Annotated in this window: 8 protein-coding genes, 1 tRNA gene and 1 pseudogene; 4 read left to right on the top strand and 6 right to left on the bottom strand. The window is 34.6% G+C overall.

Annotated features, from left to right (window positions below; translation table 11 throughout):
- Nucleotides 1-37 precede the first annotated feature (37 nt).
- The gene (locus Q5N69_RS08435) at nucleotides 38-1,651 is read right to left on the bottom strand and encodes a sulfatase-like hydrolase/transferase (protein WP_304368434.1); all 1,614 of its coding nucleotides are present in this window, start codon (nucleotides 1,649-1,651) and stop codon (nucleotides 38-40) included.
- 264 nt (nucleotides 1,652-1,915) lie between these two features.
- Nucleotides 1,916-2,974 carry a 3-deoxy-7-phosphoheptulonate synthase gene (locus tag Q5N69_RS08430; protein WP_304368433.1) on the bottom strand — a complete coding sequence of 353 codons (1,059 nt, stop codon included), beginning with the start codon at nucleotides 2,972-2,974 and terminating at the stop codon, nucleotides 1,916-1,918.
- A gap of 352 nt (nucleotides 2,975-3,326) precedes the next feature.
- On the opposite strand from Q5N69_RS08430, the gene Q5N69_RS08425 reads away from it, so the two are divergent.
- Together Q5N69_RS08425 and Q5N69_RS08420 are read left to right on the top strand one after the other, a co-directional pair.
- A complete protein-coding gene (locus tag Q5N69_RS08425; protein WP_304368513.1) occupies nucleotides 3,327-6,401 on the top strand; it encodes an FAD-binding and (Fe-S)-binding domain-containing protein in 3,075 nt (1,024 codons plus the stop codon).
- A gap of 216 nt (nucleotides 6,402-6,617) precedes the next feature.
- Nucleotides 6,618-7,142, top strand: coding sequence for a type II secretion system protein (locus Q5N69_RS08420; RefSeq protein WP_304368432.1), 525 nt, complete (start codon nucleotides 6,618-6,620; stop codon nucleotides 7,140-7,142).
- Between the two features lie 222 nt (nucleotides 7,143-7,364).
- Here the strand turns inward: Q5N69_RS08420 and Q5N69_RS08415 are convergent, their stop codons facing one another.
- From Q5N69_RS08415 to Q5N69_RS08405, 3 genes are all read right to left on the bottom strand, one after another.
- The gene (locus Q5N69_RS08415; RefSeq protein WP_304368431.1) at nucleotides 7,365-8,495 is read right to left on the bottom strand and encodes a PepSY domain-containing protein; all 1,131 of its coding nucleotides are present in this window, start codon (nucleotides 8,493-8,495) and stop codon (nucleotides 7,365-7,367) included.
- Between the two features lie 430 nt (nucleotides 8,496-8,925).
- Nucleotides 8,926-11,382 carry an immune inhibitor A domain-containing protein gene (locus Q5N69_RS08410; protein ID WP_304368430.1) on the bottom strand — a complete coding sequence of 819 codons (2,457 nt, stop codon included), beginning with the start codon at nucleotides 11,380-11,382 and terminating at the stop codon, nucleotides 8,926-8,928.
- Between the two features lie 29 nt (nucleotides 11,383-11,411).
- Entirely contained in the window at nucleotides 11,412-11,759 is a 348-nt protein-coding gene (locus Q5N69_RS08405) for a hypothetical protein (protein ID WP_304368429.1), read from the bottom strand.
- A gap of 540 nt (nucleotides 11,760-12,299) precedes the next feature.
- On the opposite strand from Q5N69_RS08405, the gene Q5N69_RS08400 reads away from it, so the two are divergent.
- A tRNA-Ser gene (locus Q5N69_RS08400) sits at nucleotides 12,300-12,390 on the top strand.
- A gap of 311 nt (nucleotides 12,391-12,701) precedes the next feature.
- On the opposite strand, the pseudogene Q5N69_RS08395 reads toward Q5N69_RS08400, so the two are convergent.
- A pseudogene (locus tag Q5N69_RS08395) lies at nucleotides 12,702-12,845 on the bottom strand (helix-turn-helix transcriptional regulator); the annotation flags it as partial.
- Nucleotides 12,846-12,988: 143 nt separating this feature from the next.
- On the opposite strand from Q5N69_RS08395, the gene Q5N69_RS08390 reads away from it, so the two are divergent.
- The gene (locus Q5N69_RS08390; protein WP_304368428.1) at nucleotides 12,989-13,924 is read left to right on the top strand and encodes a DUF1186 domain-containing protein; all 936 of its coding nucleotides are present in this window, start codon (nucleotides 12,989-12,991) and stop codon (nucleotides 13,922-13,924) included.
- The last annotated feature ends 586 nt before the right edge of the window (nucleotides 13,925-14,510 follow it).

Below are 14,510 nucleotides of genomic sequence, written 5' to 3'. Positions count from 1 at the left end.
AGAGAATCTGGCTTTTTGACACATAAAAAACTTAGCTTTATCTTTGATTTTTGGCTTTTATTGCAGTAATTCTTTCTTTAAAACGTTCAACGTCTTTTGCTTTGCTCTGGGCAAGGTCTTTTGTCTCTGAAGGATCTTTTAAAACATTAAAAAGTTGAGGAATAGGCGATACACCTGACTCAATATTTTTTTCTTGTTTGATCCAATCAACTTTTTTCTTACTAGGAGCAATATACTTCCATTCTTGAGTTCTTAAAGCGAATGTTTGCGACTCAAGCAGTAATTCTGTTCTACCAGTACTTAGAGGATTGAACCAAGCTTTTAAATGATTCTCACTGTCTATCGCTTCATTTTTTGCAAGCTCTATGTTTAGCATATTAGCTAGAGAAGCATATATATCTACTTGGCTCATTAACGCATTACTAACACCTGGTTTGATTTTATTAGGGTAATGAATAATGGTTGGAACACGAGTACCTGCTTCAAACGCGCTGTACTTGCCACCTCTAAAGTCACCGGCAGGTTTGTGGTCACCTAGTAATTCATCTGCGCCATCTTTGTAACCATCCATCAGCACAGGACCATTGTCACTGGTAAAAATAATTAAGGTATTATCAAGTAAACCTTTTGCTTTCAGTTTGTTAACCACTTGGCCTGTGATCCAATCCATTTGTGCAATAGAGTCTCCACGGGGGCCCATGCTACTCGTTCCTTTAAACATCTCGTTAGGCATACGAGGAACATGAATATCATGAAATGAGAAAAATAAGAAAAAGGGGGCTTCTTGGTAATCTTCAATATAAAAGTCGGCCATATTAGTAAATATTTCTGAAAAATTGTCATCTTTCCATTCAGCGTCTTTACCACCTTTCATCCAACCAATCCGGCTTATTCCATTAATAATGCTACCACTATGTAATTCATCAGCTGGTTGCAATAAAAGCTCTGGATTTTCAGCACCTGTTGGTCTGTCTCCAATTTTTTTTTCTAAACTAATAGAAATAGGATCAGTTTCTTTTAAGTTAACTACATATTGATCTTCAAGATAAATAGTAGGAACTTTCTCTACCGCCCCAGGAATAATAAAACTGTAATCGAATCCTACTTCTGAAGGTCCTAAAGGTACTTTTTCGTTCCAATTAACATCAGATTTAGCATCTCCCAAACCTAATAACCATTTACCAATAACCGCTGTATTATATCCAGATCTTTTAAATAATTTAGGTAAGGTTGGTTTGTTGCTTGGGATAATTAATTCTGAATCTTCTTTTAATAACGTTACATTCTCACGAAAGCCATATTCACCTGTTAACAACGAATAGTGAGAAGGTGTACCTGTTGCAGAGTAACTGTGAGCATCAGTAAATCGAATGCCATTTTTAGCAAGCGCGTCAACATTTGGTGTTTTAACGTCTTTTGCTCCGTAAACACCTAAGTCGCCATAACCCAAATCATCAACGTAAAAAATAATAACATTGGGTTTATCAATTTTTGAATTTGAATTGTTTTCAGCTTGTGTACCTTCCTGGCTACAACCTGTAAGAATAACTGCAGAAAATGACATTATCAGTGATAAAGATAATAAGTGACGAATAGGGTTAGTTTTTACGAGTTTTGTTAAAGTAAACCTAGGTTTAGTTAACATAGTCATAATCTGCCTCCTTGCTTTATTTAAATAATGATAAAGAACGGTGATATTTCCTGAGTAAGTTAACAATAGCGTATTGTGAATAGCTTTTGGGATTTAAATTTAAAATGCTTACACAGAAATTAATAACCTTAAAGATATAGCGAATATATCTTTAAGGTCAAATTGTTTTTGATTGAGGCGACTAAGAAAGGTTTTCTTTTTGATCTTGAACAAGTTAGCTAACTAAAAATGAGTTTATAGTTAGCTTAATTTACTTTTTACTTTTTACTTTTTTGAGCGAGCAACGGTTACTGCATTCGCAAGTAAGTTAATAATGTCTTCACTTTCATCTAAATTAACACAAGCATCAGTAATACTTTGGCCATAAGTTAACGTATCAATTGATTCTACTTTTTGATTGCCTTCAACTAAAAAGCTTTCAACCATCAAACCAAAGATTGACTTTTCGCCATTTTCTATTTGATTCGCAATAGATTTAGCCACATCGATTTGTTTCTTATGATCTTTATAGCTATTACCGTGACTACAATCCACCATGATTTTAGTGCTTATATTGGCTTTAGTTAACGACTCTTGAGTTTGTTTAATATCTTCTGCGTGATAATTTGGTATTTTACCACCACGTAAAATTACATGAGAATGTGGATTACCATGTGTTTGATAAATACACATTTGGCCACTTTTATCTGGTGAATATAAAACATGAGGAACACTTGCTGCTTTAATCGCATCTAGCGCAATTTGGATATTACCATCGGTACCATTTTTAAAACCAACAGGGCATGAAAGTGCAGAAGCTAATTCTCTATGAACTTGGCTTTCAGTAGTACGTGCACCAATAGCTCCCCAGCTGATCAAGTCTGATATATATTGGCCAGTAACCATATCTAAAAATTCAGTACCAGCCGATAAACCTATTTTGTTAACTTCCATTAATAAGTTACGCGCAAGGTTTAAACCTTTAGCAACATTGAAAGATTTGTCTAAATTAGGATCACTAATTAAACCTTTCCAACCTACAGTGGTTCTAGGTTTTTCAAAATACACACGCATAACAATCAATAATTCATTTGCATGCTTATCACTTAATACTTTAAGTTTTTTAGCGTAATCGATAGCTGCTTCAGGATCATGAATTGAACAAGGACCAATAATAAGAAGTAGTCTGTCGTCTTCACCTGAAATGATCTTTTCAATGTTCTTTCTACTTTCAATAATAAAATCAGCAGTTTCTTGATCAAGAGGAATTTGATTAGCCAACTCTGCAGGAGATACTAAATTATCGATAAGGGTAGTGCGTAATTCATCAGTTTTAATTGTCATGGTATTTTCTAAAGAGTTGTACTCAGATAAATGAGAAAGTATTTAATGACTAAATTGTACAGGTAAACTCGTGCTGAGTTAATGGTTTATCTGATTAATATACGAATGGATAACGCTAAAATATGCTTATAAAGTACAGATACTTTTACACTTGTTAATGCAAAGACTCGATTGAACACTGAATTAATGCTTTAACAATGGTTGTTCTATCGTGTTTTTACTGCTCTGTTAGCTGATAAATTTATATCTTATAAACCAATAATCTACTACTTTTTTTCTACTTTTATGCATTAATTATCCATAACAGCGTGATATACTCAGAGCATAATAAACGTTGCCAAAATATAATAATATGTTACCTAGAATCGACCATATCGAAGTAGTAGAACCACTCTATCAAGAGTTTGCCCGCGTATTACAAACAAAGCCATATCAAGGTGATATTAGCTGTCAATATAGTGCTCGTTTGTCTGTGGCTACAGACAATAGTGTATATCAGCAATTACCGCAGTTGGTTCTAAATCCTCGCAATAAATTCGACGTACAAATTATTACTCAACTTGCTAATGAAGAAAAATTTAACAAAATTAAATTCAGTGCAAGAGGTGGCGGAACAGGTACTAACGGTCAAAGTTTAACACCAGGTATTGTTGTTGATTTATCTAAGTACATGAACCGTATATTAGAAATTAACGTAAAAGAGAATTGGGTAAGAGTTGAAGCAGGTGTTGTTAAAGACCAATTAAATGCTTATTTACGTCCTTTTGGTTTCTTTTTCGCACCAGATTTATCAACAAGTAACCGTGCAACCATTGGCGGCATGATCAATACAGATGCTTCCGGTCAAGGTTCTTTATATTACGGAAAAACTTCAGATCATGTTTTAGAGCTAGAATCGATCTTAGCCAACGGTGATTTTTTACATACAAAACCTATGAGTATGGAAGCAGCAGAAGAGCTTTCTCAAGAAGACTCAAGCTTAGGCAAAATACTTAAACAAGTGCTTGCAAGCGGTAAAGATAACCGTGAACAAATACTTGAGAAATTCCCACGTTTAAATCGCTTTTTAACAGGATACGATTTAGAAAACGTATTTAATGCTGATTTAACACAAGTTGACCTAAGCCGAATTATTACAGGCTCTGAAGGTTCTTTAGCTTTTGTATGTGAAGCCAAGCTCGACTTAAACGAAATTTTAAAAGCTAAAACAGTTATTAATATTAAATATGATAGCTTCGATTCAGCTTTAAGACATTCTCCAGCCTTAGTAGAAGCTAAAGCAACATCAGTTGAAACCATTGACAGCAAAGTACTTAACTTAGCAAAACAAGATATTGTATGGCATTCCGTTAGCGACCTTATTACCGATGTTGAAGGCAAGGTAATGGATGGCATTAACGTTGTTGAATACAACGGGAGAAGTGTTGAAGACTTAGCTGAACAAGTGGCTGAACTAACAGCACGTTTAGATAACGAAATTGAAAATAGCATTGGCGGTATTATTGGTTACCAAGTAACGAGTGATCTCGCTAGCATTAACAAACTTTATGCAATGCGTAAAAAAGCTGTTGGTTTATTAGGAAATACTAAAGGGCGTCAAAAACCAATAGCCTTTGCTGAAGATACAGCCGTACCACCAGAAAACTTAGCTGATTATATTGTTGAATTTAGAGCGCTACTTGATAGCCATAATTTACAATACGGAATGTTTGGCCATGTCGATGCTGGTGTTTTACATGTGCGTCCAGCATTAGATATGTGTGACCCAGAGCAAGAAGTTTTACTGCGTCAAATTTCAGATCAAGTGGTTGCCTTAACTGCAAAATATGGCGGTTTAATGTGGGGTGAACATGGTCGTGGTTATCGTAGTGAATATGGCCCAGAGTTTTTTGGTGAAGAGTTATTCTTAGAACTTCGTAAAGTGAAAGGGGCATTCGATCCCCTTAACAAAATGAACCCAGGTAAGATTTGTACACCGCTAGAATCTACTGAAAAACTGGTATCTGTTGATGCCATTAAACGTGGTTTTTACGACCGTCAAATCCCTATTGAAGTGAAAGACTCATTCAAGTCAGCATTAGACTGTAATGGTAACGGGTTATGTTTTAACTATGATGTAGATAGCCCAATGTGTCCTTCAAGTAAAGTAACGCGTGACCGACGTCATTCTCCGAAAGGTAGAGCTGGCTTAATGCGCGAATGGTTACGCTTATTAGAAGTAAAAGGCGTTGACGTTCTTAAGCTAGAGCAAGACGTAAGTGGTTGGTCTGTTAAACAACTACTTGAACAAACCTTATTTAAGATGAAAAGTCGCTTTTCTAACGATTATAAAAACGACTTTTCACACGAAGTTATGGAAGCTATGTCGGGTTGTTTGGCATGTAAATCTTGTGTTAGCCAGTGTCCGATTAAAGTAGATGTTCCTGATTTTAAATCGCGTTTTGTTAACTTATATCACACACGTTATTTCCGTCCGCTAAAAGATCACTTAGTGGCAAACGTTGAGATAATCACACCTATTTTGGCGAAAGCACCTAAGTTAGTGAATAGTGTTTTAGGTTCAAAAATTTATGACAAATTTTCTAGTGCAACTATCGGTTATGTGAATACACCATTGCTGTCTGTGCCAACACTTGAAAGCAGTGTTAACGAACAAATTAATGCCGGTGTATTTGAAGCCTTCGATTTAAGCAAACTAGAAGCACTATCTGAAGAAGAGCGTAAACAATACTTATTAATCGTTCAAGACCCGTTCACTTCTTATTACGACGCTGCTACGGTTGAGTCGATGATGTTGCTAGCCAAGAAGTGTGGTTATAAACCTGTATTATTGCCTTTCAAACCTAATGGTAAAGCTCAGCATGTTAAAGGCTTTTTATCACGCTTTGCTAGCACAGCTAAAAACAGCGCAGAGTTTTTAAATAAGCTGCAAGCCCTTAACTTATCTATGGTGGGTTTAGATGCTTCGTTAGTTTTATGTTACCGCGACGAATACAAACAAATATTAGGTGATAAGCGTGGCGATTTCTCTGTATTGTTAGCACATGAATGGTTAACACCGAAATTAGACGAGATTAAAGCCAATATTCAATTGTCCTCTGATATTGACTATCAACTGTTTTCCCACTGTACAGAGAAAACCGCCTTACCGAATAGTGAAGCACAATGGATCGCTATTTTTAAAGGTTTAGGTTTATCGCTACAAAAGCAAAGTGTGGGTTGTTGTGGCATGGCAGGAACATACGGTCATGAAAAAGTGAACTTAGAAAACTCTAAAGCTTTATTTGAATCAAGCTGGGAGCCGAAAGTAGAGCGCTTAAATTCTCAACAAATCGTGGTTACAGGTTTTTCTTGTAGAAGCCAAACGAAACGCTTTGCTGATTTAAAAGCAAGACATCCCGCACAAGTACTGGCTGAGCTTCTTTAAACTCAGTTGTTGTATTTAACTATAACTAGATCTAATAGTTTAAGTTTTATTTTTAATGGCAGATATAGTGATGGTATTTGAGCACTGATAAATTCTCAGTGCTATAGAGCTGTTGTATAAAACAGCTATTTAAAATTCGTACAGTTTATAAGTTGTATATTATTTTGTTTGTTTGGTGTGAATCAAATAAACAAAGCAGATAATAAGGTTAACTTTATGAAAAAGAACAAAGGTTTCACTTTAATAGAATTAGTTGTGGTGATTGTTATATTAGGGATTTTAGCAGCCACTGCAGCACCTAAATTTATCGATCTAACTTCTGACGCAACCGTGGCTAAACTTCAAGGTATGCTAGGTGCTATTCGTAGTGGTACCAATATGGTCCATGCTAAAGCTATTGTACAAGATAAAACATCAGACTTGGACTCAATGGCACTTGGTGATGTCACCATTGATGTACATAGCGGTTATCCTACAGCTCAATGGTCAGCTAGTCTTAAGTATGTAGTAAATTTAGATAACGTAGATTTTACATCAGTTCCTGATGAGGTTTGTGAGGATGAATGGTGCGCTAGAGGAAATCAACAAAGTATCCCAAGTGGCATTACAACTTCAGGTACAGGGGGCATAGCTAAAATTTACTCAAATGGGTATAGCTTTAACGATCAGTGTAGTGTGTATTACGTTAATCATCAAGATGGTCGAGAACCAGAAATAGGCTTAGAAACTGCTGATTGCTAACCTTCAATAAAGTCTAGTAAGTTAATTCCTTCATCAAAACAAAATCAATAACTTAACAAGAATATTCAGATATTCCTGCTAAGTTATTTTTTTGTCTGTTACTTTTAATGTATGCCTATATATCCATGTCAAACCACTATAAAAAAACAATAAGTTTGCTTAATGCCTGATTTGTTAAAGCATAGACCGTTTAACGCCTGACTCGTTTCATCTGTAGCTTCATTAACTTACTGCTCTTTTAAGCTTAACAAGCTTTGATGCCTTTCTATTTCTGTTTTTATACAAATATAAATACAGACCAGTAAACGCTAAGATAGAAGGGCTTAAACCTAAAACACACCAAATTATTTTACTTGGTAAACCGGCAAAGTGTCCAAAGTGTAGTTTTCTGAAGCTATCTACTGAAACATGGGCGGCACTTGATGTTCTTACATCTAAATAATCGATCATCTTGCCAGAGTTTTTATCGTAAGTGATGGTGCTTGAGTAGTCGCTATTCAAAGGATTAGGCGAATCTACTTTACCGTAAAATAGAATATTCATTTCAGGTTCGTAGGGCATAAGCAGGTAGGTTGCTTCAAAATCTTGAATCGTCTCTTTATTACGATCTAATAATGATTGAATTGATAAGTCTTGATTGTGTAAAGGCTTTGCCATTAAATACGGCTCTTCAATAATATGCTCAGATACTTCATGAATAACCTCTGATACATTCCACCAAGCACCCGTAAAAGCAAGAATGATAATAACAGGGGAGCTTGATATACCTATCATCTTATGTAAATCACTAAAGAAAATTCTACGGGCTAATTTAAAGCGTAAAGTAAAAAAGTTTACCCAAAATTTACGATATAAAACAATACCGCTAATGCCTAAGAACAACAGTAATATAGAAACAATTGCACCTAAAAACATACCGTTAGTTTCTAGTAGTAACTTGTAATGTAAATCTAATAACCAATCAGTTAAATCATCAGATAAACCAACAGGAGTAGACAACAATTCGCCAGTATATTGGTTTACATAAATTTTTGACCACTGTGTTGTATAATGTTTTATAAGATAAGCGGCATCGGTTCGGCTTTTATCGTCAAATATTTCCCAACTGCCTATTTCGTGCTCAGGGTATGTAGATTTTACCTTTGCCATCAAAAAATCTAACGACATTCTTTCACTCGCTCTTGTAACATCAGTCGCAGAATTGTTGCTAGTAACTTGCATCTTATCTGGCATTAGTAGAGTGTCTAACTCAACTTTAAAAACCAAAATGCTCCCGGTTAAAGAAATAAGAAGCAACGGCAACATAGCGAAAAGGGCACCAATAGAATGCCATTTGTAGAGTTTTTTTCTCATAATACTTAACAGTAAAGCGGTAAGTGAACCGCTTTATTTCCTTTGTTATTGGCTTTAACTGAACGTCGTTTGGTACAGATTCGATCTACATAAAACGTTTAATTTATGGCTATAGTTTTATATTTGATAATGCAAAACTCTTACGACCACTAAATGCAATTAGTGTGTATACGACGATAAATTTTATAATGTTATTTTCTGTGTTTATCTGAATCTATAATTGCGAAGATGATACATAATTGTTACCTGTATGTAAATGCGAATCAGTATCATTTGAGTATTTAATGGTTAATGGTTTTGTGGAAGTTTTTCGAGGAACATACAGGCATAAAAAAGCCTTGAACAATCAGGGCTTAATTTCAAAAGATTAGTATCAAAGAATTTTATCTTATCACTAGCACTTGCTTAAGTTGAGTGATGACAATCAACTTTACTTTTTATTAGCATATCTTCTATTAACGAATAATCCTGCAAATAATAAGGTTAACCAATGTATTGAACCGCCAGAACTTCCTGAATCACTTGTTGAAGCTGTTTCAGGTACCGTTATAACAGGTGTTTCAGTACCACCAGACGTATCAGTACCGCCGGATGTATCAGTGCCACCAGATGTATCGCTAGTGTTACTTAGCACTATCGAAGCAGTAGAACTGTCGCCAGCCTGAGTAATTACTTCAATATTAACACCTAGTTCTGGAAGAATAATACCCGACTTAGGTTGATCTGGTGATGTGTAATCATCACTATCATTGAATACAGAGTTATTAGTAAGTGCAGTATCGTTAGATCCTGTATTAATATTTAAACTTTGATCATACAAACTAAAAGCTGCATCACGTATTTGTATCTCGGTATTTCTAGGCGAACCATTTCGAGTGATCAAGTTCTGATCAGCATCAACCACACCAAGAAATAACTCACCAGCATGATCACTTACGTTGTTATTATCAACCGCTTCATCTCTATACCAAATTAAAACACCAGGATCGTAATCTAAACTAGCTAAAGATGAGTCCGTACCAGTATGATCACGTAATTGAACATAATAATAATGATTATCGCCTTCAACAGTATCGTCTATTCGAGAAAAGCCATCTAAACTCATAGAAGTAAGATTCTCAGCACCATTACTAAATGTTGTAGTTGTACCTGAAGTAACCGTAATATCATCTGCGACAAATCCATAACCTGAAATGCTAGTATCAGTTACATAAGTTATTGCTATATCAACATTTCGACCGCTGTAATTAGACAAATCAAAAGTTAAATCTACCCAACCCAAATCTACAGAAGCACCGCTAATATCTGCAGAATCACCACTTATAAAGTTTCTTATAAAGCTATAATATTCATTCGATGCTGAAGTATGATTACCAGAAACAACATTTCCATCAACACTTACAAGTACAAAATCGTAATCTTGCTCTATGTTCCAGCGAGCTTTCATAGATAAAGTAGGGCTGTTAGTTCCCAACGTGGTATTGAAACTTAAAGTGGTTTGTAAATCATTACCTTGATTAGAATAGTATTGATATTCACCTGTAAATGGTTCACCAAAACTTCTAGGAATTATTGGAAGATCCACTCTTATCTGATCAACACTATCGCCATGGGTAGATGCGCTAACTAACGACAATGTCTCGTTTGTAGAATCTGAGAAAGTAACTCTTTGTTGATTTACCCAGTTTCCACCATATTTGTTTTGAAAGAATTCTTTAGCATAAGGACTAAAAGAAACAGGTTCAGAGCCGCGAGGGCTTCCTAACCAGCTACCACTTCCCATAACAGACCAAGCTTGAACAGGAGCTCCCGTAGAATCATTTGTTAAGTCATATTCATCAGGCACACCTAACACATGACCAAATTCATGAACAACAACTCCCACAGAAGCATCAATTGGCGTAATCGTATAGCTATAAATTCTAAGATCAGAGCCTTCAACACTTACGGCAAAATCGTCAGAACTTTGTGGGTAATCTGCATTAAACACTGCTGATCTATGAGACCAAATAGCATTAGACCCTAAATCTCCACCACCTGACTCTTCACCAATACTCGAATGAAAAATCATAATGTGATCAACAATCCCATCAGGTTCATCAAGAATACCATCACCGTCATGGTCTTCTTCGCTAATTTTATCGTAATCATTTAAATCAATTTGACCTAACGCAATGGCTTTTTCTACAGCTTCAATAACAAGTTCATCAACATTTACATCATCTTGATTGAAATCGTTTCTTGGATCGTTATTATTCGCGCCATAATACTCAGCATTTTCTTCTGCTGTATACCAACCAAAGGTTTCACCACTAAAAGCAAATGTGTTGCCTGATTCTTGTTGATAATATTGATAAGCAGATTCAAGGTTCTGACCTGAAGGACCAGTAAAACCGGTAGGAGAGAACAATAAGTCCTGATAATGAGACATCGGATAGTCACTGTAGTACATATCTGTGTCAAAGGCAGATAAGCCATTATCGTTGTAACGTAAATCTGGGAAATCGATCATGATGGCTAATACTTTAATGGTATTATCAACATCTTCATTAACTTTTTGAATACTCGTGCTCTTTACTGATTGTTTTTCAATAATAGAAGCTTTAGCCGTTTTGTTTACCTTTGCTTGTTTGTTCATCAAGCTTTTAGGTAGCTTATTGTTTTGGTTACTCATTCTATCGGCTATGTAACTTTCAAAAGCCTGCTGTTTTTCTTCTTCAGAGGCGTTAGCAGAAAGCTCGCCACGTTTTTCTAACCAATACAAAATTCTATCTTTATTAACAACACCAAAGTCTGTAGAACCGGCATTAACAAAAGTGTCAGCATAAGACAGGCCACTACAAGTAACTAAACTGGTTAGCAGAGCTATTTTTGATAATTTAAACATGTATGTTCTCTAATGATGGAAAGTAACCGTTATTTTGATAACGGCTTACAAGGTACAGAAGACTTCTTCTTTATATACTCATCTACATAAGCTTTTATTTCGTCTTCAGACATATCGTTATTTAACTTTCCTTCTTTAAATAACATTTCTTTTAATTTAGTTTTATCTTTTAATAAAGGTGTTGATGATTTTTTACATACCGAATGCTTAGGCTTAATCCCTTCAGCTTTTTTATTCGTTATTGGATTATTATCGACTGCAATATGATTTGCATTAGGGTCAATCTCAACAGGAGTAAGCTCAACCTGACTTTGACATCCTAAAGCACTGATTGAAACAAGAGAAACGACTAAAGATTTGATTAAAAGCGAATTCATAAACATCCTAATTTATTATTATAACCTTGTTCAGGTTGATGGGTTTTATAACTTATTGACTCATATTGTTAATTCTAACTTATTACGGATAATGAACAGAATACAATATTAATATCTATTTAATGATGAAATTTATGTGATTATCAAAGTATTTTACAAACCAATAAGTAGGTATTGAATATCAAAATACAGCCTTTATATTTAAAATATAAACGAAGTACCTCAAGCAAAGATGATTAACACCTAAATAGTCATACAGAGTAAAACAACTTACCCCTAATTGTAGTTAATAGTTATAACTAAACTCTAGCGGTTATATTTCTATTGTAAACAGATACAGCATAAATAAAGTAAGTATTAATGTAATATTTTATTCAGCATTCAATGACAAGACACGTTATGTATGGTTTTTACTCATTGTTTACCTGTTTTTTACTCAACTAGTAAAAAAACACACTTTTCATAAAAAAAATACTTTACAAAGGTTTCAACTCTCTTTAATATTCGCCTCGCTTTAACGCAACGCGTTAATTGCATTCAGGTGAGATGGCTGAGTGGTCGAAAGCACCGGTCTTGAAAACCGGCAAGGGTTTGTAGCCCTTCTAGAGTTCAAATCTCTATCTCACCGCCACATTCCAAAAAAAACCGCTAATTATTTAGCGGTTTTTTTTCGTCTGGATTTTGATGTTTAGAATAGAGGGTTTGTAGCGCTAAACCTGATGTAGAGTTCAAATCATGGTGCTAATACCAAGTTGATTAATTAACTGCTCATTTTTAACGGTTAAAATTAATAATGACGGCGTTATAAAATTTATAAGTAGAATAACTACTTACTAAATTTTATGCCTTGTAATTATCCATTTTTCCTCATGAAAAAGTAGATCACTTCATTAATCAAATTGGTATAATATTCATCAATCAGCAACAATTTAAGATCAAATATTAGTTATTAACTTGCTCTTGATAACTAAATACCTCTGCAATCGATACACCAAATACATCAGCAATTTTAAAGGCAACTTCTAACGATGGTGAGTATTTGCCTTTTTCTATTGCAACAATCGTTTGCCTAGATATGCTAACCATTTATTGCGAGAAAGTAGGCTGGTTATTTAAGTGAAAAATTTATTTACTTAACTTATCTATTTAAATGTTAACAACAATAAGAAATGTTAGAATACGACCTTTAATATATCCAGCTCTTTTGCATACCTTACGCGGAACTTTAAATGAACTTAGATCAAACCTTATTGGCAATTAGTAACCCAAACGACGACAACTTAACTATTGCTGGTATATCCGCGGCAAAACAAAATTGGTCTGCATTTTATCTTGAGTTAGAAAGTCTCATCGATCAGTTCATCGCAGACGATACGTCATTAACTCAAGAACAAGAGCCTATTCTGTTTTTTGGAACATTATTATTAGCCGAATTAAAATATTCACCAGCGCTAGAAAAATGTTTACACCTATTTGCACGCAGCGATTCTATTTTAACTCCACTAGAAACTGTATTTGGTGAAACAATCACTGAATTAACACCTACTTTATTTTTCAATGTTGCAGATGGTAATACCCAAGCGTTATGTAATTTTATCTCTGATGGGCATCAATCTATGTATGGCAAAGGAGCCGCGATTGAAGCGGTATTTGCACAGTACGAAGTGGGGATTATTGATAAAAATGAGTTAGAAGATCATGTACGTCGCTGGTTGGCTTCATTCTTAGCTATTCCAAGTGCAATCAACAGCTTTTTAATGAGCGTATTAGCAGACTGTTGTGTTCAGTATCAATTAAATACTTTTAAAAGCCAATTTAACGAATTGTGTGACAAAGACCTACTTGATGAAGAGCGTTTTGAGTCCTCTGAAGTAAAGGCATGGAATAACAGCAATACACGCAAGTTCGTTGAATCAGGAATGGTTCAAACAGATTTTAATATGATTAACACATTACAAACCTGGATTGAAAATGACTATGAAGACGAAGAACTTGATGACATTGATTCGTTAATGGAGGAAGGCGGTTTATTAGATAGTATCTTGTACGATGAAAATACCATTCTAAAAAACAGTGTTCCAGTTAGTTCTTTAGCTACAGCGGGTCGCAATGATCCTTGTCCATGTGGCAGTGGTAAGAAATTCAAGAAATGTTGTTTACAGTAAATCACTAAGTTTAAATAAATAATTAACTTTATTACATTTGAAGAAACGCTAATTTATTAGCGTTTTTTTTGCCTAAATTTTATGTAATGAAGAAGCTTTAATGTGCAGAAGCGATCCCAAAATATCTCAATTTATAAGTTTAAAATGAGTCATAAATATAAGCTTTTTCCTAAAAGTGAGCTTAAGTTTCTCTATTTGTTAGTTATGTTTTTATCCGTTGTAATAAATAGATACAAAAATAGCATTTTGGATCGTCATGAAATTATTAGTTTTTCTGGTAAATCAAATAAAATAACGTAGGCTATATAACTGAGAGAACTGAATTCATTCACAGTTATACCAAGTTGATTAATTAACTGCTCATTTTTAACGGTTAAAATTAATAATGACTGCGTTATAAAATTTATAAGTAGAATAACTACTTACTAAATTTTATGCCTTGTAATTATCTATTTTTCCTCATGAAAAAGTAGATCACTTCATTAATCAAATTGGTATTAAAAATAGGACTTAAAAGTTCAAGTGATGAATCACTACAAAGCTAGCCTTGGCTTAATTAATATACAATTATAGCCTTCAATAGTGA

It is taken from the genome of Pseudocolwellia sp. AS88 (genome assembly GCF_030551755.1).
Taxonomy (GTDB): Bacteria; Pseudomonadota; Gammaproteobacteria; order Enterobacterales; family Alteromonadaceae; genus Pseudocolwellia.
The sequence above is the reverse complement of the archived record's forward strand: the minus strand, read 5'-3'. Positions and strand labels throughout refer to the sequence as shown.